The sequence below is a fragment of the Neisseria sp. P0007.S010 genome (genome assembly GCF_051962875.1).
Lineage (GTDB): Bacteria > Pseudomonadota > Gammaproteobacteria > Burkholderiales > Neisseriaceae > Neisseria > Neisseria subflava_A.
The window spans coordinates 74,252-96,102 of record NZ_JBQCUX010000010.1 but is presented as its reverse complement, the minus strand read 5'-3'; the positions used below and the strand labels follow the sequence as shown (position 1 = coordinate 96,102).

Below are 21,851 nucleotides of genomic sequence, written 5' to 3'. Positions count from 1 at the left end.
GCCTATTGAGTGTTCGTGCATGCTTGTTGTTTAAATTAAAGGATGACAACTCTGTTGTTATTCTTGAACAAAAGTACTGAAAGTTATGGTTAACTGTTTAGAATATTTGAAATCAAACGATATTTGCGTTAATATGTCGTAAGCATTTGTGTGGGTATGAGCTGTTGCCCTATCTGCGCGTATGTGACAGTGTTTACAGAGTGGAATAAAACCATTCGGTAGGCTTCCTGACTGATTCAATCAAATATGTTATGGGAAAAAATCTGATGAAGAAATTTTTATTTGGTGCATTTGCCGCCGTCTGTGCAGCATTCTCTTTGGCCGCCGTGAATATCAATACCGCGTCTTCTGCCGAACTGGAGGCTTTGCCGGGTATCGGTCCGGCTAAGGCGAAATCGATTGTGGAATACCGTCAGAAGAACGGTGCGTTCAAATCGGTGGAGGAGCTGAAAAACGTGAAGGGCATCGGTGATGCGGTGCTGAACAAGTTAAAGGCGGAGGCGACGGTTTCTTCTGCCGCGCCTAAGGCCGCACAGCCTGCCGTGAAAAAATAAGCCTGACGGACGTTTGTGCCGTATATGCCGCCCCGAGGCTGAACCGTTTGCCGGTTCGGGCTGACGGGCGGCTTTGTATGGGCAGTGGCAATGAAGACTTGGACCAATGGGGGCCATTGAGTAAAGGGACAAACGGATAAGGTGCCTCCTGTCGGATAGGGATACAAAGATAAAGATAAAGATAAAGGGAAGAAAGATATGTACTTAAAAGCATTTGACGGAAAACGGAATGGGGCAGCTGTACAGAGGGGCTACTCCTTGATACAGCTGTTGGTGGTGATGCTGCTGGTTTCGATATTGGCGACGGCGGCATTGACTGCCTATCGGGAGTCAGTCCGTTCGGCCAACTTGCGTGCGGCTCATGCCGCCCTGCTGGAAAATGCGCGCTTTATGGAGCAGTTCTATGCGAAAAAGGGCAGCTTTAAGCTGACGTCGACGAAGTGGCCGGAGCTGCCGGTGAAGGAGGCGGGCGGTTTCTGCATTCGGATGAACGGTCAGGCTAAGGGGATCCTGGAAGGGAAGTTTACCCTGAAGGCGGTGGCTCTGGACAGGGAGGCGGAGCCGAGAGTATTACGCTTGAACGAGTCGTTGACGGCGGTAGTGTGCGGGAAGATGAAGGTGAAGGGAAGCTGTACGGACGGTGAGGAGATATTTAGGGGCAATGATGCGGAGTGTAAGCCTTTTACGGGGTAGAAATCTGATCGAAAGGGAGGAAGCGGATAAAGAAAAGGACGTGGGGGATACATCCTTTCGGGAGAGGATAATTTAAGGGGCTGTACTAGATTAGCTCTAAATTCCACACCAATCCCGCAGGATTTTTAGCTGCCGGGACGGTGTGCCGAAGTTAAATCGAAATTCGCATTCTTTCAAGAACAGCGGGAAAGATTTGCGATCGATTCCATTGTATTTTCGCAAGACACGTTTTGCCTGATTCTAAAAATTCTCAATGCCATTAATGTGGTTCTGACGGTCGGCAAATTCCTTGGAATGGTTGATGCGGTAATGGATGAAACCGCTCACGTCCAACTTGTCGTAGCTGCTCGGACTATCGGTATAAACAATACTGTCCGGCATGATTTTCTTTTTAATGACAGGGAGTAACGTTTCAGACTTGGCATTATCCACCACAACGATATAGACCCGTCCGTTGCGTTTCAGAATGCCGACGACAACCACTTTTCCTGCCACACCGCGACCACGCCTGCCTTTACGCTGTCCGCCGAAATAGCTTTCGTCCAGCTCGACAGGGCCCTCGAAAACCTCATCGGCAGCCAAGGCCAAATGATAGTTTATAACCGTGCGGATTTTACGGTAGAACAGTGCTGCTGAATTGGGATGGATACCCAAAATATCGACTGCAGAACGGGCGGTAACTTCCAGTACAAAAAAACGGAGCAGTTCTTTCTGTGCTTTTTTCTTTAATTTGCAGTGCGTTATCTTCATATTTCGAGGGTAACATATCTGCTAATCTAGTACAGCCCCTAATTTAATTGTTCCTGCTAACATAACTAACCTCAGTTAGCTAAGGAAGGAGATGAAATATTTAGTCTTGTCAGATTAGCACACTATCAATTTTCAGACGACCCTTTGTTATAATCCTCTCTTTACCTGAACATAAAACAGGCTGTCTTATGGAAGTCATCCAATATCCCAATTCTCCGTTTAAACTCCATCAGCCATTTCCTCCTGCCGGTGACCAGCCCGCTGCCATTGCCGGCTTGCTCGAAGGGCTTTCAGACGGCCTGGCCTATCAAACCTTGCTTGGTGTAACCGGTTCGGGTAAAACCTACACCATGGCGAACGTCATTGCTCAAAGCGGCCGCCCTGCTATCATCATGGCGCACAACAAAACCCTTGCCGCCCAGCTTTATGCAGAAATGCGCGAGTTTTTCCCCGAAAACGCGGTGGAATATTTCGTCTCCTACTACGACTATTATCAGCCTGAAGCCTATGTGCCCAGCCGCGATTTGTTCATCGAAAAAGACAGCGCGATCAACGAACACATCGAGCAGATGCGCCTTTCCGCCACCAAAAACCTGATGACGCGCGACGACGTGATTATCGTCGCCACCGTGTCCGCCATTTACGGTATCGGTGACCCGACCGAATATCAACAAATGGTGTTGTCCGTCAAAGAAGGCGATACCATCGAGCAGCGCGACATCATTGCCACACTCGTTTCCATGCAGTACGAACGCGGTGATTTGGACTTCAAACGCGGCAGCTTCCGTGTACGCGGCGACGTGATTGACGTGTACCCTGCTGAAAGCTCCGAAAACGCCTTGCGCATCAGCCTGTTCGATGACGAAATCGACCGACTCGATATGTTCGACCCGCTTTCAGGCAGCCTGCACCAACGCGTCGGCCGCTACACCGTCTTCCCATCCAGCCACTACGTTACCCCGCGCGACACCGTCTTGCGCGCCTGCGAGTCCATCAAAGAAGAATTGCGCGAACGCATTGAATTTTTTGCCCGCGAACAACGCCCTGTCGAACAACAACGCATTGAACAGCGCACCCGCTTCGACCTCGAAATGCTCTACGAAATGGGCTTCTGCAAAGGCATCGAAAACTACTCCCGCCACTTCTCCGGAAAAAAAGAAGGCGAACCGCCGCCCACGCTGATGGACTACCTGCCCGACAACGCTATCATGTTCATCGACGAAAGCCACGTTACCGTCACCCAAATCGGCGGCATGTACAAAGGCGACGCATCGCGCAAGCAAAACCTCGTGGACTACGGCTTCCGCCTGCCTTCCGCCCGAGACAACCGACCGCTCAAGTTCCACGAATTTGAAAAAGTCATGCCGCAAACCATTTTCGTTTCCGCCACCCCCGCCAAATACGAAGAAGAACACGCCGGACAAGTAGTCGAACAAGTCGTCCGCCCCACCGGGCTGGTCGATCCCCAAATCATCATCCGCCCCGTCGCCACCCAAGTTGATGACTTAATGAGCGAAATCAACGACCGCATCCAAAAAGGCGAACGCGTGCTCGTTACCACCCTCACCAAACGCATGGCGGAACAACTCACCGACTATTACAGCGAACTCGGCATCAAAGTGCGCTACCTGCACAGCGACATTGATACCGTAGAGCGTGTTGAAATTATTAGAGATTTGCGGCTCGGATTGTTTGACGTACTCGTCGGCATCAACCTCTTGCGCGAAGGCTTGGACATCCCCGAAGTCTCCCTCGTCGCTATCCTCGACGCTGACAAAGAAGGCTTCCTGCGCTCCCACCGCAGCCTGATTCAAACCATAGGCCGAGCCGCGCGCAACGTGAACGGTGTCGCCATCCTGTACGCCGACAAAATTACCGATTCCATGAAAGCCGCCATCGATGAAACCGAACGCCGCCGCGAAAAACAGATTAAATTCAACGAAGAACACGACATCGTGCCGCAGCAGATTAAAAAACAGGTCAAAGACATCATCGATGGCGTGTACCACGAAGAAGACAGCGGCAAAGGCCGTCTGAAAGGCAAAAACAAAGTCAAAGTCGGCGAGATTCACAATGAAGAAGACGCGATTAAAGAAATCGCCAAACTGGAAAAAGCCATGCAGCAGGCAGCTAGGGATTTGCAGTTTGAAGAAGCGGCTGTGTTGCGGGATAGGATTCGGGGGATTAAAGAGAATTTGTTGTTTTAACTGTGCTATACTTTCAAAAATGTTATTTCTCACAATAAATACCTTATTTATGGATGATAAACAAAATGCATGGTTATAATGATTATCCACCACATTTGTTTTATAAAGGGACAGTAAAAATATCTGTTATTTTGGAGCAAGCGCAAAGAGATACAAATGGTATAAATAAACTTAATAAAGTTCACGAGTTATTTGGAACGCCCGCTGTTGGGCTTGTTGCTAGGATTCGTAGATACATAAATGGGGAAGCTTTAAAAATGCCAGAAGCAATAAATAATGAAAAATATCCATTTAAAGCAATTAAATATGCTCACTGTACCGATTGGGATAAATTCAATGAAGAAAATGGTTCTATTAATGATTTAGCTCATTTACGTGCTTATTTTTGGGATTGCAACCCATATGGTGAGGAACTAATGTGTATTACACATTTTTTGAGAAAACAAACAGAAAAATTACATCCAAAAGATACAGAAATTTCTTTGCAAGAAAAAGATAAATTCGAAAAAAATGGATTCAGTTATGAAGACTAACGTACTAGCTTTAAGTAGTAGAAGTGAATTTGATCAAGCAGTATATCAAGAAGATATTCTTATTGAATTGTCAGAAAGACTGGCTCTAGAGATGGAATATGCCCAAATCCAACCTGAGGAATTGCAAAAACTGTTAGGGAAAAATGAGGCATATGTGACAGGTTTATTGGAGGGCTTTGCTAATATTAGATTAAAAGAATTGGCAGATATTTTTTCTGTTTTTAATAAATATGTTAAGCTTATGCCTGCTTATGAAGGTCAAAAAGTTTGCTATTTAGAAGATAGTAAATTTAATACCGTGAAGTTAAATATTAATCCTGAGGTAAAGATAGCTGAAGACTTTAGAAATTTCTCCATTATAAAACATAATGATAACACGCAAACGATATCAAAATTAGTTAATGTTACAGTTAATAATAATTTTAGTTGCAACTCTGAGTTTCAGGGAATTTTAGAAAGTCAGTATATTGGAAATTCATTACCAAATAATCAGCATCAAATTCAAGATATTATCTGTGGAAACAATTCTTTGGTGAGTAATGTAAAATGAATGATATTAAATTATCAAATAAATCAATATTTTTTAAAGATTTATTTTATAAAACATCCTTAGACTCAATATCAAGAGATGATATTGGCGGTGGAGAAATGCAAATTCTTGCACAACCACAAATAGAAAAGAAATCTGATACAGAGTTTAAAGTTACTGCAATTGCAGATGTGTCTAGCACAAGCAAAGAGTTCATTTTAACAGCGTCTATTTGGGTTAAATTTGAATTTAGCTTGGTGCATGCAGAGTTACCAGATGATGCAAAAATAAAAAATGTTGCACAAGAAATCTTTGAAGATTTAGTTTATAAATTTATTCAGGAGTTCACAGAACGAACGCCTTTTCATATGACTACTAGCAAGCCGTAGCCTGTATCTCCACCAACCACGTTGCGTGGTTGCGCCATACTCTACTTGCAGGTGGCACAAAATTTAAAACCGACGTGTAGTGTATGTGCGGTACGCACGCACGCGTTCTTTTCCGTTCAAACCATTATTTCAAACTTTCAGAAGACCTCAAATGTCGTCTGAAAACTTTTAGAATAAAGGCCGTCTGAAATCCAGTTTTCAGACGGCCTGATTTTTTCTTAATTCAAAGTGTTAGCAGTCAAACTCTGCAATTACCGGTGTGTGGTCGCTGGGGCGTTCTTGGGCACGGGTTTCTAGGTCGACAGTGACGTCGGTAAGGGTGGCGGCGAGTTCGGGGCTGCTGAGAATGTGGTCGATGCGCAGGCCGAGTTTGCGTTGGAACATGGCGCCGCGGTAGTCGAACCAGGTGTAGAACGCGCCTTCTGGGTGGATTTTGCGTAGGCTGTCGGTCAGGCCAAGGTCGAGCAGGTTTTTAAACCATTGTCTTTCGATGGAGGAACAATGGATTTTTTCGTGCCATTTTTCGGGGTCGTAGCAGTCGGCATCGGCCGGGGCGATGTTGAAGTCGCCGAGCAGGACGAGTTTGGGGTGTGCGGCCATTTCGGCGCGGACGAATTCGGTCAGTGCGGCAAACCATTGTTCTTTGTATTGGAATTTTGGGCTGTCCAGGGCTTCGCCGTTGACGCAATAGACGTTGATGACGCGCACGCCGTTGATGGTGGCGGCGATGACGCGGCGTTGTGGGTCGTCGGGGAGGGCTGGCAGGCCGCAATGTACGTCTTGCGGTTCGTGGTGGCTGATGATGGCGACGCCGTTGTAGGTTTTTTGGCCGCTCCAGACGCAGTGCCAGCCCATCATTTGCAGGGCGGCAGCCGGGAATTTGTCTTGGTCGAGTTTGAGTTCTTGTAAGGCGAGGATGTCGGCTTGGTGGTCGGCCAGCCAGTTTTGTACTTGGGGCAGGCGGACGTTGAGGGAATTGACGTTCCAAGTGGCGATTTTCATGATGTTTCCGTGTGTGCTGTTGGGGGGAGGCGGCGGATGGCGCCTGTGGGCATGGACGGTATTGTATAGCGGATTGGTTTATTTTTCGATATAGGCTGAAAGGGGCAGGCCGTCTGAAAGCTGATGTTTCAGACGGCCCTGATGTTGTAATGTGGAATAATTTGTTTATTCGGCTTGGTCTTTGAGCGTACGCAGGATATTGAGGATGGTGGCGGCTTCTTCGGAGATGAGGCGGTATTCGATGATGCGGTGGTAGCGCGTGAAATCGATGATGCCTTCGGTGCGCAGGCGTGCGAGGTGGTTGGCAATGCCGGTCGGGGAGGAGTCGAGCGCCTGTGCCAGTTCGGTAATGCTGCGGTCGCCGTCAAGCAGCAGAAAAAGGATGGCCATGCGTTCGGGGTTGGCAATCAGTTTGAGAATGGTAGAGAGACGCTTGATTTCCATATTATTGTTCCTTATTGTCTGTTATATGAACGCTTGATTTGGGTTAAATTTGGATGATTGTAGTTTTTATTAAGATTAACCTTATAATTCAAACTCTTAGTTTGAAGTGTACACGGTTTTGTAAAATTTGAGGGCATTGTTTTGCAATTTTTTGTTCATTTTCGATATTTTGCTTCGGTTGTGAAACTGGAGTGAAAAGAGACGAAAAGGCCGTCTGAAATGTTCCGTTGCAGATGATTTTGCTGACGGATGTTTCAGACGGTCTTTGATTTGGCTTTAAACTGCCTGCGTTCCGGACGGGCGTAAAAAGTGCGGTGTTTTGCAATTTTTCGCTTAAATTCCATCGCTTGTAGCTACAAAAGTGCGCTCTATTTTACGAATTTTTCTTTATATTCCCCAACAGTAATCTGCGCCCTTCAAATTCCTTGCCAGCAATTTCCAAAGCGAAGCGTTCTTTGTCGGCGTCGCGTACTTTGTCGTGTACGGCACGTAATTCCTGCACGCTAGCACCCAATGCCTTGACGATTTCATCGCCCATTTTCATGGAAGAATGGAAGGTTTCGCGCACTACGAAATCCGCTTCCGCTTTCACTAGGGCCAGCGCATTGCGTCTGTCCCAGGCGCGCACGAACACCTTGGCGTTCGGGTTGATATGATGAATATTTTCCACAATTCTGACCGCACTTTCTCCGTTGTCCACGCATACCGCTACGATGTCGGTGTGTTCCACGCCGCTGGCATGCAGCACGTCGGCGCGGGTGGCTTCGCCGTAATAGACTTTGAAACCGTATTCGCGTGCGACGTTGATGATGTCGGGATCGTTGTCCAGGATGGAAATGGTGGCACCGTAGGCTAGCGGCATTTGGCTAACCACCTGCCCCATGCGCCCGAATCCGATAATCAGCACGTTGCCGTTGAGTTCGCCCGCATGTTCTTCCACATCGTCCACTGCCGCAGCTGCGCGGGGTTCTTTGAAACGGCGGTCGAACAGCATAACGCCGAAGGGTGTCGTAATTATGGAGAGCACCACGATTGCCGTCATATTCGCTAGCACTTCCGCATTAATCGCCCGTTGTGCGGCAGCGGAGGAGAGTAATACGAAGGCGAATTCACCGCCCTGCGACATCAGTACGGCGCGGTGTATCGCGGTGTAATGGCTTGCTTTGGCAAAACGCGCCACTCCATAAACGGCAAAGCATTTCAAGATAATCATCAGTACAGTGGCGGAAAGAATTACCTTCCAGTTATTGAGCACCGTTGCCACATCCAGCGACATCCCGACAGCTAAGAAAAACAGCCCGAGCAAAAGGCCTCGGAACGGTTCGATATCCGCTTCAAGCTGATGACGGAAGTCGGATTCCGACAGCAGCACTCCCGCCAAAAACGCCCCCATCGCCATAGACAGACCGCCCAGCTCCATTAAATAAGCCGCACCGAGTACCACCAGCAGCGCGGCGGCAGTCATCACCTCGCGTGCTTTGGATTTTGCCAGAATTTTAAACAGCGGATTGAGCAGCCAAATACCTGTCGCAATCAACGCTGCCAAAGAAAGCGCGGCAACACCGATTTTCTGCCATAGCGGTACGGCATCGGCAACGGCATTGGGATTATCGGGTGCTAGAAATGCTACAATCGCCAGCATGGGCACAATCAGCAAATCTTCAAACAGCAAAATGGAGACAATGCGCTGACCTTGCGGTGTGCTGATTTCATGACGTTCGTCCATAATCTGCATGACCATTGCGGTGGAAGTGAGTGTAAAACCTACCGCCGAAATAAACGACATCACTAAAGAAAAACCGTAAGCCAGCCCTATTAGGGTAAGGAACAGACTGGAAAGCGTCACCTGCAGGGTACCCAAGCCGAAAATCTGATTACGCAATTTCCATAAATGCGACGGCTTCATTTCCAGCCCGATCAAAAACAGAAACATCACCACGCCGAATTCCGCAATATGCAAAATAGCGTGGGAATCGGTAATGAGCTTTAATCCGAAGGGTCCGATAACCAGCCCCGCAGCCAAATAACCCAGAATCGAGCCTAGACCTAAACGTTTAAATAACGGCACGGCAACTACCGCCGCCCCCAATAACACCACCACGTGCAATAAATTGCCGTCAGCCGCTTCTACCGCCATAATTCCTGCCTTTGTTAATTCATAAAAATTTTTCGTATTATAAAGAAAAATCGCCGTAACACAAAAAAGCCGTCTGAAAAATGGATTCAGACGGCGTTTAGCATTTCAGGCAGCCTGAAAACGTTTAGCGTCTTTCAATCGGATCGTATTCGGCAGGCAGCCAAGTGTAGCTGCCGTTGCTTTCGGCACGGATGTGTCCGATGCCAGGGAAGGGCATATGTGCGCCCGCAACCCATATTTTTCGCGCGGCAACGTCTTTCAACGCCGCTTCGCGACTGGCACGCGCTTGATCCTGATTCATATCTAATTCTACCGCGATATTCTGATCCGCCATTTGCTGTGCGTGATTGTGCATTAAATCACCCCAAATCAGCATGATTTGTCCGTTTGACGTGAATTCGATACCGTTATGCCCCGGCGTATGACCAGGACTCGGTTTGGATACCATACTCGGAATCACTTCTTCGCCGGTTTTGTAGAATTTCACCCGATCGGCTTTAACATAAGGCGCTACGGCGTCGCGTGCCAGCTGTGCAAAGCCGCGGATGGCTTCGGGAATCTGATCCATTTTTTGATCAAGCCAGAAGCCTTTTTCTTCTTTCGCCAGCAGCAGCGTTGCATTCAGGAACACCATTTTACCGTCGTGCGTTAAGCCGCTGACGTGGTCGAAGTACATGTGAGTCGGCAGCAGAATATCCACCTGTTCGGGTGTATAGCCGGCGGCTTTCATGCTGTTTACCAGTTTGCCGGTATTTTTACCCATAATATCCACATCTTCCGTGCCAGAATCCAATAAAATCAAATCCTTACCCGTATTGACCAGAAAGCAGATAACTGCGGTATTCACGCCTTTATCCGCTTCGAGCGGGCTGAATTCGCGCGCGATTAAATCGTCCAATTCCGCCGCACTTTTATTGCTGAACGGTTGGAATAATTGCGGGCTGACGGAAAGAAAGCCGTCGTATAATGCGGTGACTTCAAAATCGCCCACCATTAAACGGTGATAGCCGGGAACCTGCGTTCTTACCTGTTTCACGGCATGTTCCGCCGGAGTGAACGCCGGCGCTGCGATTGATGCGTTTGAAATAAACATGGTGCCGGCGATAATTGTTGTTTTTTCTTTTATGTTTGTTTGGAATCAGTCGATTGATTGTTTTTAAACAAACAACTAGGTTTTGTGATTCTATGCTTAGGACAACACGCCAAGGGCTTGTCAGACGCTTGGACGTGTTGTCGAAATGCGACTACTTTTTCTTCCAGCCTGCGGTCATGGCGAAGGTGATTGGGTCGTAGTATTTCGGCAGCTTGGACGGAATGCCGACATCGTTACGGTACACGACGCGGTAGCGGTCGGCGAACCAGTTTGGAACGATGGTGTATTGGTGGCGGATCAGTCGGTCAAGCGCGCGCGAGGTAGTTTGCAGCTCTTGGCGGTTGGTAAAGCTGTTGAAATGGGTCAGCAGTTTTTCAACCGCAGGATGACAGACGCCGGATAGGTTGCGGCTGCCTTCGGTTTTGGCAGCGGCGCAGCTGAAGTAGTCGTATTGCTCGTTGCCGGGGCTTTCGCTGTTGCCGTAGTAGCCGGTGGTCACATCAAAATCGAAGTCGTTCATGCGTTTTTGGTACACGGCGGAATCGGCGGTGCGCACGTTCATGGTAATGCCGATTTTGGCGAGGTCGCTCTGCCATTTGGAGGTAATGCGTTCGTAGTTTTTGCTTGGTGCGAGGAATTCAAAGGTCAGCGGTTTGCCTTGTTTGTCGACTGCTTTGCCGTTTTTGTATTGATAGCCGCCTTTTTCAAGCAGGGCGCGTGCTTTGAGCAAGTTTGGGCGTACACCCAGTTTGGGATCGGTAACCGGCGGCATAGGGACGTCTTGATCCAATACGCCGTCGGGCAGCTTGGTGCCCAATGATTTGAGCAATGTGGTTTCCGCGCTGTCAGGTTTGCCGGTTGCGGCCATGGTGCTGTTGGTGAAGAAGCTGTCGGTGCGGCGGTATGCGCCGTAGAAGATGCGGCGGTTGACGCTTTCGTAGTCGAAGCTTTCAATCAAGGCGCGGCGGACGTAAATATTGTCCAAGGGCTTGTGGCGCATATTGATGACGAAGCCTTGCATGCCGGCTGTGCTGTTTTGTATCCATTCGTGTTTGGACAGATTGCGTTTTTTGAGGACTTCGTCGGAGTAGGCGCGCGCCCAGTTGCGGGCGACGTTTTCTTGTACGAAGTCATATTGGCCGCCTTTCAGCCCTTCGATGCGGACAACTTCGTCTTTGACGTATTTGATGCGGATGTGGTCGTAGTTGTAGCGACCTTTGCGCACGGGCAGATTTTGCGCCCAGTAGTTTTTGTCGCGGACAAACTCGCTGATGCGGCCGTTTTCAGCTTTGGCAAAACGGTAGGGGCCGGAGCCGATCGGCAGGCTGTTGGGTGCGGCTGCCAGGCCTTTGGGATAGCTTTTATGCGAGAAGACGGGCAGGCTGCCGAGAATCATGTGTAATTCTGAGTTGCGCTGTTTGAAGCGGAACACGACGGTGCGATCGCTGGGCGTTTCCACTTTGGCCACGTCGCTCCAGTAGAAGTGGTACATGGGGGCGGCGGCTTTGTCTTTGGTCAGGATGTTAAATGAAGCGGCAACGTCTTTGGCCAAAACGGGATCGCCGTTGTGGAATTTGGCTTTGGGGTTGATTTTGAAGGTAACGGAAAGGCCGTCCGGCGCCAGGGCGATGTCTTCGGCAATCAGGCCGTAAACGGCGTAAGGTTCGTCCATGCTTTGCTCGGTCAGGGTGTCGAGCGTCAGCATGCTGATGCCGTATTCGTGGTTGCCTTTGAGGGTAAAGGGATTGAGCGTGTCAAAAGCACCGAGGAAAGGCGTGGTAAACGAGCCGCCTTTGGGAGCGTTGGGATTGACGTATTCGAAGGCGGTAAAGTTGGCCGGATATTTCGGTGGTTGGCCAAGGCTTACGCCGTGGGCGGCAAAAGCGGCAGATGGAATCAGACCGAGCAGCGAGAGTAGGGCTGGTGTTTTCATCTATTTTTCCTTGTAGGTTGAATGTAGTATTCAGTAGTGTGCTGATTATAGCAAAGGCCGTCTGAAACTTGATATTTTTGCTTTCAGACGGCGTCAGGTTTAAGAGGATTGTTTTTTCGTATGGGCACTGAACTCGGCCAGCGTCATGTTCAAGGTTTCCAAGCAGGGTTGCATAATGTGGTCAACCGTTTGATTGACCTTGTCTTTATTAAGCGTTTGCGGACGGTAGACAAAAAGTTTGAACAGCTCCGCCAAGTCGATGGACTCTGCCCCCATTTTCAAGACCCAGCCCTGACGGCCGGAATAGACATAACCGTGTCGCGCCAGTTTTTCCAAAAGCTCGCCCAATTCGTCAAAGCCCATATTGATATGCCGTCTGAACTCCTGCACCGGCAATGCCTTGCCGCTTTGTTGGGCAGAATCGAGCAGCAGCAGGATTTTCAATACATCGTCAAAGCGGCCGCGCGCATCCAAACTGCGGCGGAACGCTTCGCCGCGCCAATAGGACAGGGACGAGGTCAAAACTGCGCCGCCCAATACCAACGTCCATAACAGGTTGAGCCACAACAGGAAAAACGGTACCGCGGCAAATGCGCCGTAAATCGATTTGTAGCCGTCAAAGTTGCCCATATACCAAGCGAACAAAAAGCGTGCCGTTTCCAAGCAAAACGCCGTTACGGCCGCGCCGACCAAAGCATGGCTGGCAGGCACGAAACGGTTGGGCACAAAGCGGTATAAACCCCACAGCAGCAGCGTAATAAATGAAACCGTAGTGATGACCCTCAGCCATTCCGAACCGCCCACTACTTGCACCTGACCGATCACGACCGACAAGCCCACGCCCAAAGACAAAGGCCCAAACGTCAGCAACGCCCAATACACCAAAAACTGCATCATCCAAGGCCGTTGCGAATTGACGCGCCAAATCCGGTTGAACGCATTGTCTATCGTCCGAATCAACATCAGCGAGGTTACGACCAACATCACACTGCCGATCGCCGTCAGATTGGTAGCCTTATCGCGGAATGCATTGATGTAGTCAAACACCATGTCCGCGCCCTGCGGAACGATGGTGCGGTTGATAAAAGAGATAAATTCCCCCGACCATTGGTCGAAAACAGGGAAGGCAGAAGCGACGACGACCATCACCGTCAACACGGGCACCAAAGCCAAAAGCGTCGTAAACGTCATGCTTGCCGCTACCTGCGGCACGCGCTCCTCATCAAAACGGCGCACGACAAACCAAGCGAACGCCACGCCTTTACTCTTTAAAAAACCTTGCCACCATTGCGAAAACGGCATAACCTTTTCCCACTTTTAAATTGAAATTTCTTCTTTTCAGACGGCCCGAGTATTTAAAAGGCCGTCTGAAACCTGACAGCATTGTAACGGAAACCCCAAATGAACCCAAATCCTCTGAAAATCCTCGTCCTCTTTTATTCCCAAAACGGCAGCACGCGCAACCTTGCCCGCCAAATCGCACGCGGTATCGAAAGCGTGGACGGTTGCGAAGCCGTGTTGCGTACTGTTCCCAAAGTTTCCACCGTTTGCGAAGCCGTTGAAAAAGACATTCCCGACGAAGGCGCGCCATACGCGACTGCCGACGACCTCAAAAATTGCGCCGGCCTCGCGCTCGGCAGCCCGACGCGGTTCGGCAATATGGCTGCCGCGATGAAATACTTTATCGACGGCACCATTCCCCTTTGGCTCGGCGCAGAACTCGTCGGCAAACCTGCCACCGTATTCACCAGCACATCTTCTCTGCACGGCGGCCAAGAAAGCACCTTGCTGACCATGATGCTGCCCCTGTTGCACCACGGCATGGTCATCAGCGGCATTCCATATACCGAGTCCGCGCTCAGCAATACCCAAAGCGGCGGCACGCCTTATGGCGCAAGTCATGTTTCCGGCCATGACAGCAAGCCGGCATTGACTGCCGAAGAAAACGATATTGCCTTTGCACAAGGTAAACGTTTGGCAAAATTGGCACGAAAATTGGCAGACTGATTACCTTGTAATAAAAAGATTAAGGCCGTCTGAAAACCTGATGATGCGGGTTTTCAGACGGCCTTTTTAGTTAATTAGGACTAGCTTAAAAATAAATATTTTGAATTAAACGAACTACTTAGAAAATAGTGATTAGAACATAGTTTCATCGGACTACATCTTTTTGATAGAATCTGCCACCAAATTGAAACATCAGCTAATTGGAGAGGCTATGTCACTACCTGTATTTCCCTATGGCAAATTAAGCTTTGCCGTCAGTCTGGCGCTGTGTTCGGCGTATTCTTTCGCGACTGAAGTAGAAAATACCCAGCCGCAAGAACGTGTCGATTTACCGGCAGTTACCGTCCAAGGTGTCGGAAAACAGACTACTTCCAACTACACCATTCCCGCTTCCTCCGCCGCGACAGGCATCCGCCTGACCCAGCGCGAAACGCCGCAGTCCCTGTCTGTCGTAACGGCAAAACAAATCGAAGACCAAGGCTTGGACAGCCTGCAGGACGTATTGAAACAAACACCGGGTGTGTTCCACAGCAAAATGGGCAACAACGTATCCGGCCACAGCGAGTTTATTTCACGCAGTCAGGCCGTTGACAGCATTTCCGTGGACGGCGCGCCCAAATTCCTTTACGACGGTAAAGCCATCCGCCGCGGTACCAACAATCTGGACAGCGCATTGTATGACCAAGTCGTCGTCGTGCGCGGCGCAAGCGGTTTGTCCAACGGCGGTATGGGCGAGCCGGGCGGTACGGTTGCTTTGGAACGCAAAAAACCGACTGCCAAACCTGCCGTCAGCGTAGAAGCCGGTGTCGGTTCGTGGAACCACTACCGCTTCGTCCTTGATGCCAATCAGCCTTTAAATGCAGACAATACCTTGCGCGGCCGCGCTATTTTGGTCAGCGACCACGGCGGCGATTACCTGCCGAACACTTCGCGCCACAATCATACGTTCTACGGCATTCTCTCCTACGACATTGCCCCTCAGACTCAGTGGAATATCGGTACGGAAATACACCGTTTCCGCAATACCGGCAGCTCGCCTTTCAGCTATCTGACCGTGGCGGGAAACCCTAGAAAAAATCAACCTTTCAAACCATTTGCAGCCTCACCGCGCAGCAATGCCTCGGCAAAATGGGCTTACGGTAAAGAAAACAGTGCGGAAATCTTCACCTCTGTCAATCATGAGTTTGAAAACGGTTGGGCTCTGAACGGCAACTACAGCCATACTTATGGAAAAAGTGATGCAGTTTCCGGTATAGCCGGTCCTTTTGTCATTTATCCGGACTATTCCGCTAAATTCGTTGCCGAGCGCGACCAAGCCAAGTACACCGACCAAGATTTTTCTCTGAGTTTGGACGGCGATTACCCGCTTTGGGGACGCAAACATGAATTCAATGCCGGCATCAGCTATCAGCACAATAAGGAAACTCTTTCATATTACGACAAAGATAAAGATAGGGTTGTCCCTGATTTGCGCCTTTTCGACGGAAATTTCACAAAACTGGCCATGCCCTACCTTCGCGACGGCTTTGCCCATATGAAAAACCTCTCTGTTTACGGTTCGACCCGTTTTAAACTAACCGACAGGCTGGCATTGATAGGCGGCGGACGGTTTGTAGATTGGCAATACCACTACAGTTCCAATCGCAACAATTTTGCCGACAGCAGGCATAAAAACAAGGTATTTATCCCCTATTTGGGCGCAAGTTATGATTTAAATGACAATCTGACAGCCTACACCTCCTATACCACCATATTCCGCCCGCAAGTGCGCTATTTGGATCAAAACGGCAAACCGCTGGAACCGCAACGTGGCAAAACATATGAACTCGGCTTAAAAGCCTCAGGGTTTGAAGGCCGTTTGAACGCTTCTGCGGCTGCGTTTATCAATAAACGCGACCATTTGGGGAAAGAAATTGACGATGAGGAAAATCAACGGTTTTACTATGAATCTATTGACCGCACGACGACCAAAGGCGTGGAATTGTCCGTCGGCGGACGCTTGAGCGACAAATGGCTGCTCAATGCTTCTTATGCGTACTCCAAACTCAAAAATGATTCGGGCAATGTGGTCAACCCTTCTTATCCTGCCCACCTTTTCAAACTCTTTACTGCGTATGATGTTACCGACCGCCTAAACTTGGGTGCAAACGTCAACTGGCAAAGCGGTACAAACGCCTATGATGAATACCAGCCCTTCACCGCTGCCGGTAAAGAAGCACTGACCCAACGCCCATACGCTACGCTGGACTTGACCGCGCATTACAAAATCGGCAAATCCACCCGCATCGGTTTAGACTTTGAAAACGTGTTCAACAAACGCTACCGCCCCATGCCGGATATTCACGTTTACGGCACGCCGCGTAGTGTGACTGCAACGGTTAAACATACGTTCTAATTGAAAAGAAAAATAGTGCAGGCCGTCTGAAAACCTGAATTATCGGGTTTTCAGACGGCCTTTTGTTTATATCTTAAACTTGCAAAAACCGTCTGTTTGTTTTATAAATGCAAACTATTATTATTTAAATGATAAGGTTGTGTAATGAAAAAGAAAGCGATTGCCTGTGTAATAGGGGCGGTTTTTTCCGGACAGTTATATGCGGCTCAGATGCCAGTGGCTCAGGCAGAAATAGAGCCTGTGGTGGTCACGGCCGACCGTAATGCGCAAACCTTGGATAAAGCCGCGCCGAATGTGTCGGTTATCGGACGCAAAACCTTGAATCAAGCCTCGGCGCAGAATTTGGACGATATCGTGATGTATGAATCCGGCGTCAGCGTGCCGTCAGACAATAACCGCCGCGGTCATGCCGGTATCAATATCCGAGGCATAGACGGCAACCGCATTCTGATGATGGTGGACGGCGTACGCATTCCCGAATCTTATGCAGGTGGCGGCTCCAACGGCGCGATTTCGGGACGCGATATGGTCGAAAGCGACACGCTTAAGCAGGTCGATATTGTCAAAGGCCCTTATTCCGCGCTGTACGGCAGCGACGCGCTCGGCGGTGTGGTGAATATGGTGACGCTCTCTCCGAGTGATTTCGTCGATGCGGGCAAACGCGGGCATTTCGGTTTGAAACACGGCTACCGCAGCCGCGACCGCAGCCATGGCGTGACGGCGACTGTAGCAGGTTTCCATGAAAACGCCGAAGGTCTGCTGATGCTGACGCGCCGTCAAGGTCATGAAACCGAAAACATGGGCAGCGATACCAGCTACTCGACTGCGCGTACTGCTACCAACCCGCAGAAAAACAATGCCTACAATATCTTGGCGAAAGGCAATATCGGCAACGAACGCCACCGCTTGGAAACTTTGTACGAACAGTATTACCACGCCAACGACACCGTATTGGCAAATGGCTTGGGTTCGCAATCGCGCGGGCCGGTAACCATCGCAACATCCGAGAGCAATGCCCGCGACCGTATCCGCCGTCAACGTATCGAAGCGGGCTACCGCTACACTGGCGAAGGCCGTCTGAAAGAAGCCAACCTGACTGCCTATCAGCAAAAACTGCATACGGAAGACGATGCTGTCGATGTGAGCATTACGCGCATGGGCGCGCGCCAATTAGGTAACTCGACCCGTTATTCCGACTACGGTTTCAATCAGACCATACGCGGGCTGAACGGACGCGGAGTGTGGGAGTTTGACGGCGCGGTCAAACAAACCGTCGTTGCCGGCGCCGAATACAAACACACCGAGACTGCCCGTCCGCGCGACAGCCTGACAGTGGACAATCTGACCGGTGCCATCAGCAAAGTTTATGCAGGCAGCACCTATCCGAATAAAACCTTCCCCGACAGCAAGCGCAAAACGTTCAGCGTTTACGCACAAGACAGCCTGACCTTCGGCAACGGCATCGTTCTAACTCCGGCCTTGCGTTACGAAAAAGACAAGCTGAACACGTCGACCGACCAAGCCTATCTCAATGCCAATCCCGGCGGAACGGCGACGCGCTTCAGTGATTCCGCGTTTACGCCCAGCCTGCGCCTGAGCGTGCCGATGGGTGAGCAGTTCACCGGTTTCGCTACTTATTCCCAAGGCTTCCGTACACCGCCGTTTGACAGTGCAACCATGGCGTTTGCCAATACGACCTACGGCTATGCGGTCATTCCCAATGCCAACCTCAAATCCGAACGCTCCAACAGCTTTGAATTGGGGATGAAGTTCAAAAACGAACGCGCCCGTGCGCAAGTTACCGCGTTCTACAACCGTTATCGAAACTTCATCGACCGCACTGAAGTCGGCACTACCTCCATAGGCGGTCGCCCGATTATCCAGTACCAATATCAAAACCTGGATAGGGTCAAAACCTACGGTGCCGAAGCCTCTGCCGCCTACAAATTCCTGCCGGGCTGGCAAGTCTCCGGCAGCATCGCTTGGATGCGCGGTGAGCAGCAGGACGGCAAACCGTTGGATTCTGCTTATCCGCTCAACGGCGTTTTGGGTTTGGATTACACTCAGGAAAAATGGGGTGTGGGTACCAAGCTGCGCTGGTCGAAAAAACACAGCCGCGTCAGCAGCGACACTGTTTTCCAAGCGCCGGGTTATGGCGTATGGGATATCGGCGCGTGGTACAAGCCGTTTAAAAACCTCGAAATCGGCGCAAACATTTACAACGTCGGCAACAAAAAATACTGGCAGCACGCCGACGTTGCCGGCATGAGCCGTACCAGTGTGATGGACTTGTACACCGAAACCGGCCGTAATTTTGCCGCAACCGTACAACTGAAGTTCTAATGTGATTCAACCGTTTTCAGACGGCCTTAGAAAACGAGCAGGCCGTCTGAAAGCATGCGACAAGGAAAAAAACAATGAAATTCAAACTCCTCCTGCTTTCCGCGCTTATTTCGTTGGCCGGCACTGCACATGCGCAACGCATCGTCGTGTTGACCCCCGATACGGCAGACATCGTTGCCGAGCTCGGCGCATTGGACGAAATCGTCGGCCGCGATCAGACCGTTCAAAATCCGGCGTTGAAAAACAAGCCCAGTATCGGCATTCATCGCCGCCTGACGGTTGAACCGATTGTGGCCGCCAAACCCGACATTGCCATCGGTTCATGGATGGCGCAGCCTGCCGATATTTTTACCCACCTGCAAAAAGCAGGCATTAAAGCCGTCAATGTTGCGCCCGATGACAGCATCGCCTCCTATCCGCAAAGTATCCGCAACATCGGTCAGCTTATCGGCAAAAGCGCGCAGGCGGACAAGTTGGCCAGTAAGTGGCAGGCGGATATGAAACAACAGCCTTCCAGCGGCAAACGCTACCTCTTCAGCTACGACGGGCGCATCGTATCGGGCAAAAATACTGCCGCCGACGAAATTATCCGCCGCGCCGGCGGTATCAATGCCGCAGCCGCCATTGACGGCCTCAAACCGATGACGCGTGAGGCATGGATTGCGGCCAAACCCGACATCATCATTATTGCCGACCACAACACCGCCATGATAGGCAACGTCAAAACCTTTGCCGCACGCCCCGAAATCGCCGGCTCGCCTGCCGCGAAAAACGGCAAGATTTATTTGTGGAAGGCCAACGATATGTTTCGTTACGGGCTGGATACGCCGCAAGTGATTCAGCGTTTGCACGGTTTGGCGAAATAAACGCGCCTGTTTTGAAAACCCTTGCCCGATTTTTGTTTTCAGACGGCCTTGATTTGTTCCTTCTTATTGAGGAGGAAGCAAAACGGTTGTCTTAAAAATGCCGTCTGAAACCGTCCCTCAATCCGCTTAAACCGCATGATGTCATGAAACCGCATACCCTTACCCTCTGCCTGCTGCTTACTGCCGCCGCTGTTTATTTGTGCTGCGGCATCGGTTTTGGTGCGTGGGAGTCGCCGTTGGCGATGGATGAAACCGTCCGCCAAATTCGTTTACCGCGCATCTATACCGCGCTTTTGGTCGGAGCCGGTTTGTCCGCTTCGGGTGCGGCATTGCAGGCTTTATTTGAGAACCCGCTGGCCGATCCGAGTTTGATCGGGACATCGGGCGGGGCGGCCTTGGGCGTGATTGTGTTATTGGCTTTGGGCGGCGGCGCGATGGGTGTGCCGGCGGCGGCTTTTTTCGGTGCATTGGGTGTGTGCCTGCTGATTTTGGCAGTGCACAAGCTGCTCGGCGGCGGTACTTTGGGATTGCTGGTGTTGGGTTTTGTGTTGAGCGCGTTTTCGGGCGCGGTGGTCAGCATGATTTTGTTTTTATCTGACGATTTGGTATTGCGCAGCGCGACCACATGGCTGTCGGGCAGCCTTGCCGAAGCCGGTTTCTCATCGCCTGTCACGGCAATCGCGGTCATGTTGCCCGGTTTTCTGATTTTGCTGTCGGCAGGCAGGCGGCTGGACGTTTTGATGACGGGGGAAGACACGGCTGCCAGTATGGGAGTATCAGTTGGGGCATTGCGTGTGCAAACCGTAATCGGCGCGGCATTGATGACGGGGGCGGCGGTATCGCTTTCGGGCATCATCGGTTTTCTCGGCATGATGATCCCCAATGTGCTGGCGCAAACCGTCGGTGGCAGCCGCCGCAAACTGATTACGCTGTCGGCTTGGTTAGGCGCAGTGTTTTTAATGGTGGTGGACGGCGCGGCGCGCTGGCTGACATACCCTGTCGATCTGCCGGTTGGTATCGTGATTGCCTTATTGGGCGGACCATTTTTTATGTATTTGTTTATCAAGCCTTTGAAAAGCCGTTAATGCCCAAACAGGCCGTCTGAAACTTCATTGCCCCATATCTTTTGCCATGCACACCTTATTTCGAATCTGTAATCTTTCCGTCCGCGTCCAAGACAAAACCCTGCTTGAAATCGATCAACTGGATATACCTTCGGGCATGACCGTTATTATCGGCCCGAATGGCGCAGGCAAATCTACTTTGCTGCGGGCATTAATCGGGCAAACAGGGCAGGGGGGAATCACGCTTTTCGGTGAGGCCGTTGCGCCACAAATCCGTGCGGGCAGGGTGGCATGGGTCGGGCAGCATGGCCGTTACAATATGCCGATGACCGTACGCGAATACATTGCGTTGGCGTCATTCGTACAAAAAGGCCGTCTGAACCATGAATGGGCGGACGAGTTGCTCGATTATTTTGATTTGATGGCATTGGCGGATAAGCGTATCGGCAAGCTCTCAGGCGGCGAACAGCAACGAGCCAACATCATCCGCGCCCTGTTGCAAAATGCGCCGGTCTTGCTTTTGGACGAACCGTGCAACCATCTCGATATCCGCCACCAACACCGCCTGATGCAGTATTTGGTCGGGCATTCAAACCGTGCCTCATCAATAATGGTATTGCACGATTTAAACCTCGCCGCGCGTTATGCGGAACATATTATTTTGATGAATAAGGGAAAAGTCGTTGCATCAGGCAAGGTGGGCGAAGTGATGCGCCCCGACTTGCTTGAATCGGTTTACGGTTGGCAGATACGCCGTTGCGAAGATGAAGCAGGGTTTTATTTCAGAAGCTGAGCGCCAAAAGGCCGTCTGAAAACGATAAAGAAAATTTATTTTATCGTTCAAAAATAAAACGAGATGGGAGGATGTTCCCGACTTGAAGAACCAAATTTTGCGCATTTCACAAGTAAAAT

Annotated in this window: 18 protein-coding genes and 1 pseudogene; 12 read left to right on the top strand and 7 right to left on the bottom strand. The window is 50.3% G+C overall.

Features of this window, described 5'->3' with window-relative positions:
- Positions 1-266 precede the first annotated feature (266 nt).
- Both ACTHR7_RS08545 and ACTHR7_RS08540 read left to right on the top strand, forming a co-directional pair.
- Positions 267-554: a ComEA family DNA-binding protein gene (locus ACTHR7_RS08545; RefSeq protein ID WP_036472233.1), complete on the top strand. Its 288-nt coding sequence runs from the start codon at positions 267-269 to the stop codon at positions 552-554.
- Positions 555-752: 198 nt separating this feature from the next.
- Positions 753-1,247, top strand: coding sequence for a type IV pilin protein (locus ACTHR7_RS08540; RefSeq protein WP_107769082.1), 495 nt, complete (start codon positions 753-755; stop codon positions 1,245-1,247).
- Between the two features lie 96 nt (positions 1,248-1,343).
- Here ACTHR7_RS08540 and ACTHR7_RS08535 read toward each other — a convergent pair.
- A pseudogene (locus ACTHR7_RS08535) lies at positions 1,344-1,997 on the bottom strand (IS1595 family transposase).
- A gap of 188 nt (positions 1,998-2,185) precedes the next feature.
- On the opposite strand from ACTHR7_RS08535, the gene uvrB reads away from it, so the two are divergent.
- The 4 genes from uvrB to ACTHR7_RS08515 all read left to right on the top strand — a co-directional run bounded on the left by uvrB (position 2,186) and on the right by ACTHR7_RS08515 (position 5,655).
- Positions 2,186-4,204 carry an excinuclease ABC subunit UvrB gene (uvrB, locus tag ACTHR7_RS08530; RefSeq protein ID WP_070460625.1) on the top strand — a complete coding sequence of 673 codons (2,019 nt, stop codon included), beginning with the start codon at positions 2,186-2,188 and terminating at the stop codon, positions 4,202-4,204.
- Between the two features lie 65 nt (positions 4,205-4,269).
- Positions 4,270-4,737, top strand: coding sequence for a hypothetical protein (locus ACTHR7_RS08525; protein WP_107769084.1), 468 nt, complete (start codon positions 4,270-4,272; stop codon positions 4,735-4,737).
- On the top strand, positions 4,727-5,287 hold the full coding sequence (locus ACTHR7_RS08520) for a hypothetical protein (RefSeq protein ID WP_070460621.1): 561 nt from the start codon (positions 4,727-4,729) through the stop codon (positions 5,285-5,287). Before ACTHR7_RS08525 ends, ACTHR7_RS08520 begins: the two co-directional genes overlap by 11 nt.
- The gene (locus ACTHR7_RS08515) at positions 5,284-5,655 is read left to right on the top strand and encodes a hypothetical protein (RefSeq protein WP_070460620.1); all 372 of its coding nucleotides are present in this window, start codon (positions 5,284-5,286) and stop codon (positions 5,653-5,655) included. The genes ACTHR7_RS08520 and ACTHR7_RS08515 overlap by 4 nt, the downstream gene beginning before the upstream one ends.
- A gap of 231 nt (positions 5,656-5,886) precedes the next feature.
- On the opposite strand, the gene xth is transcribed toward ACTHR7_RS08515, so the two are convergent.
- The 6 genes from xth to ACTHR7_RS08485 form a co-directional block, all read right to left on the bottom strand.
- On the bottom strand, positions 5,887-6,657 hold the full coding sequence (gene xth, locus ACTHR7_RS08510) for an exodeoxyribonuclease III (RefSeq protein WP_440370656.1): 771 nt from the start codon (positions 6,655-6,657) through the stop codon (positions 5,887-5,889).
- Positions 6,658-6,822: 165 nt separating this feature from the next.
- Positions 6,823-7,101, bottom strand: coding sequence for an ArsR/SmtB family transcription factor (locus tag ACTHR7_RS08505; RefSeq protein ID WP_440370655.1), 279 nt, complete (start codon positions 7,099-7,101; stop codon positions 6,823-6,825).
- Between the two features lie 373 nt (positions 7,102-7,474).
- On the bottom strand, positions 7,475-9,238 hold the full coding sequence (locus ACTHR7_RS08500) for a monovalent cation:proton antiporter-2 (CPA2) family protein (RefSeq protein WP_440370654.1): 1,764 nt from the start codon (positions 9,236-9,238) through the stop codon (positions 7,475-7,477).
- A gap of 124 nt (positions 9,239-9,362) precedes the next feature.
- Positions 9,363-10,274, bottom strand: coding sequence for an MBL fold metallo-hydrolase (locus tag ACTHR7_RS08495; RefSeq protein WP_440370653.1), 912 nt, complete (start codon positions 10,272-10,274; stop codon positions 9,363-9,365).
- Positions 10,275-10,482: 208 nt separating this feature from the next.
- The gene (locus tag ACTHR7_RS08490) at positions 10,483-12,264 is read right to left on the bottom strand and encodes an extracellular solute-binding protein (protein ID WP_107792255.1); all 1,782 of its coding nucleotides are present in this window, start codon (positions 12,262-12,264) and stop codon (positions 10,483-10,485) included.
- 99 nt (positions 12,265-12,363) lie between these two features.
- A complete protein-coding gene (locus tag ACTHR7_RS08485) occupies positions 12,364-13,566 on the bottom strand; it encodes a YihY family inner membrane protein (RefSeq protein WP_070647225.1) in 1,203 nt (400 codons plus the stop codon).
- A gap of 99 nt (positions 13,567-13,665) precedes the next feature.
- On the opposite strand from ACTHR7_RS08485, the gene wrbA reads away from it, so the two are divergent.
- From wrbA to ACTHR7_RS08455, 6 genes are all read left to right on the top strand, one after another.
- A complete protein-coding gene (gene wrbA / locus ACTHR7_RS08480) occupies positions 13,666-14,271 on the top strand; it encodes an NAD(P)H:quinone oxidoreductase (RefSeq protein ID WP_440370652.1) in 606 nt (201 codons plus the stop codon).
- Positions 14,272-14,482: 211 nt separating this feature from the next.
- Positions 14,483-16,666, top strand: a complete 2,184-nt coding sequence (locus ACTHR7_RS08475; protein ID WP_440370651.1) for a TonB-dependent siderophore receptor — start codon at positions 14,483-14,485, stop codon at positions 16,664-16,666.
- 144 nt (positions 16,667-16,810) lie between these two features.
- Positions 16,811-19,009, top strand: coding sequence for a TonB-dependent hemoglobin/transferrin/lactoferrin family receptor (locus ACTHR7_RS08470; protein WP_440370650.1), 2,199 nt, complete (start codon positions 16,811-16,813; stop codon positions 19,007-19,009).
- Positions 19,010-19,083: 74 nt separating this feature from the next.
- Positions 19,084-19,875: a heme/hemin ABC transporter substrate-binding protein gene (locus ACTHR7_RS08465; protein WP_440370649.1), complete on the top strand. Its 792-nt coding sequence runs from the start codon at positions 19,084-19,086 to the stop codon at positions 19,873-19,875.
- Positions 19,876-20,018: 143 nt separating this feature from the next.
- Positions 20,019-20,960, top strand: a complete 942-nt coding sequence (locus ACTHR7_RS08460) for a FecCD family ABC transporter permease (protein WP_070584573.1) — start codon at positions 20,019-20,021, stop codon at positions 20,958-20,960.
- 46 nt (positions 20,961-21,006) lie between these two features.
- The gene (locus ACTHR7_RS08455; RefSeq protein WP_440370648.1) at positions 21,007-21,732 is read left to right on the top strand and encodes an ABC transporter ATP-binding protein; all 726 of its coding nucleotides are present in this window, start codon (positions 21,007-21,009) and stop codon (positions 21,730-21,732) included.
- The last annotated feature ends 119 nt before the right edge of the window (positions 21,733-21,851 follow it).

Coding starts and splice junctions, on each gene's coding strand:
- ACTHR7_RS08485 (WP_070647225.1), bottom strand. CDS start 13,566: ATGCCGTTTTCGCAATGGTGGCAAGGTTTTTTAAAGAGTAAAGGCGTG.
- ACTHR7_RS08520 (WP_070460621.1), top strand. CDS start 4,727: ATGAAGACTAACGTACTAGCTTTAAGTAGTAGAAGTGAATTTGATCAA.
- ACTHR7_RS08460 (WP_070584573.1), top strand. CDS start 20,019: ATGAAACCGCATACCCTTACCCTCTGCCTGCTGCTTACTGCCGCCGCT.
- ACTHR7_RS08470 (WP_440370650.1), top strand. CDS start 16,811: ATGAAAAAGAAAGCGATTGCCTGTGTAATAGGGGCGGTTTTTTCCGGA.
- wrbA (WP_440370652.1), top strand. CDS start 13,666: ATGAACCCAAATCCTCTGAAAATCCTCGTCCTCTTTTATTCCCAAAAC.
- ACTHR7_RS08525 (WP_107769084.1), top strand. CDS start 4,270: ATGCATGGTTATAATGATTATCCACCACATTTGTTTTATAAAGGGACA.
- ACTHR7_RS08500 (WP_440370654.1), bottom strand. CDS start 9,238: ATGGCGGTAGAAGCGGCTGACGGCAATTTATTGCACGTGGTGGTGTTA.
- ACTHR7_RS08455 (WP_440370648.1), top strand. CDS start 21,007: ATGCACACCTTATTTCGAATCTGTAATCTTTCCGTCCGCGTCCAAGAC.
- ACTHR7_RS08490 (WP_107792255.1), bottom strand. CDS start 12,264: ATGAAAACACCAGCCCTACTCTCGCTGCTCGGTCTGATTCCATCTGCC.
- xth (WP_440370656.1), bottom strand. CDS start 6,657: ATGAAAATCGCCACTTGGAACGTCAATTCCCTCAACGTCCGCCTGCCC.
- ACTHR7_RS08545 (WP_036472233.1), top strand. CDS start 267: ATGAAGAAATTTTTATTTGGTGCATTTGCCGCCGTCTGTGCAGCATTC.
- ACTHR7_RS08505 (WP_440370655.1), bottom strand. CDS start 7,101: ATGGAAATCAAGCGTCTCTCTACCATTCTCAAACTGATTGCCAACCCC.
- ACTHR7_RS08475 (WP_440370651.1), top strand. CDS start 14,483: ATGTCACTACCTGTATTTCCCTATGGCAAATTAAGCTTTGCCGTCAGT.
- uvrB (WP_070460625.1), top strand. CDS start 2,186: ATGGAAGTCATCCAATATCCCAATTCTCCGTTTAAACTCCATCAGCCA.
- ACTHR7_RS08515 (WP_070460620.1), top strand. CDS start 5,284: ATGAATGATATTAAATTATCAAATAAATCAATATTTTTTAAAGATTTA.
- ACTHR7_RS08540 (WP_107769082.1), top strand. CDS start 753: ATGTACTTAAAAGCATTTGACGGAAAACGGAATGGGGCAGCTGTACAG.
- ACTHR7_RS08465 (WP_440370649.1), top strand. CDS start 19,084: ATGAAATTCAAACTCCTCCTGCTTTCCGCGCTTATTTCGTTGGCCGGC.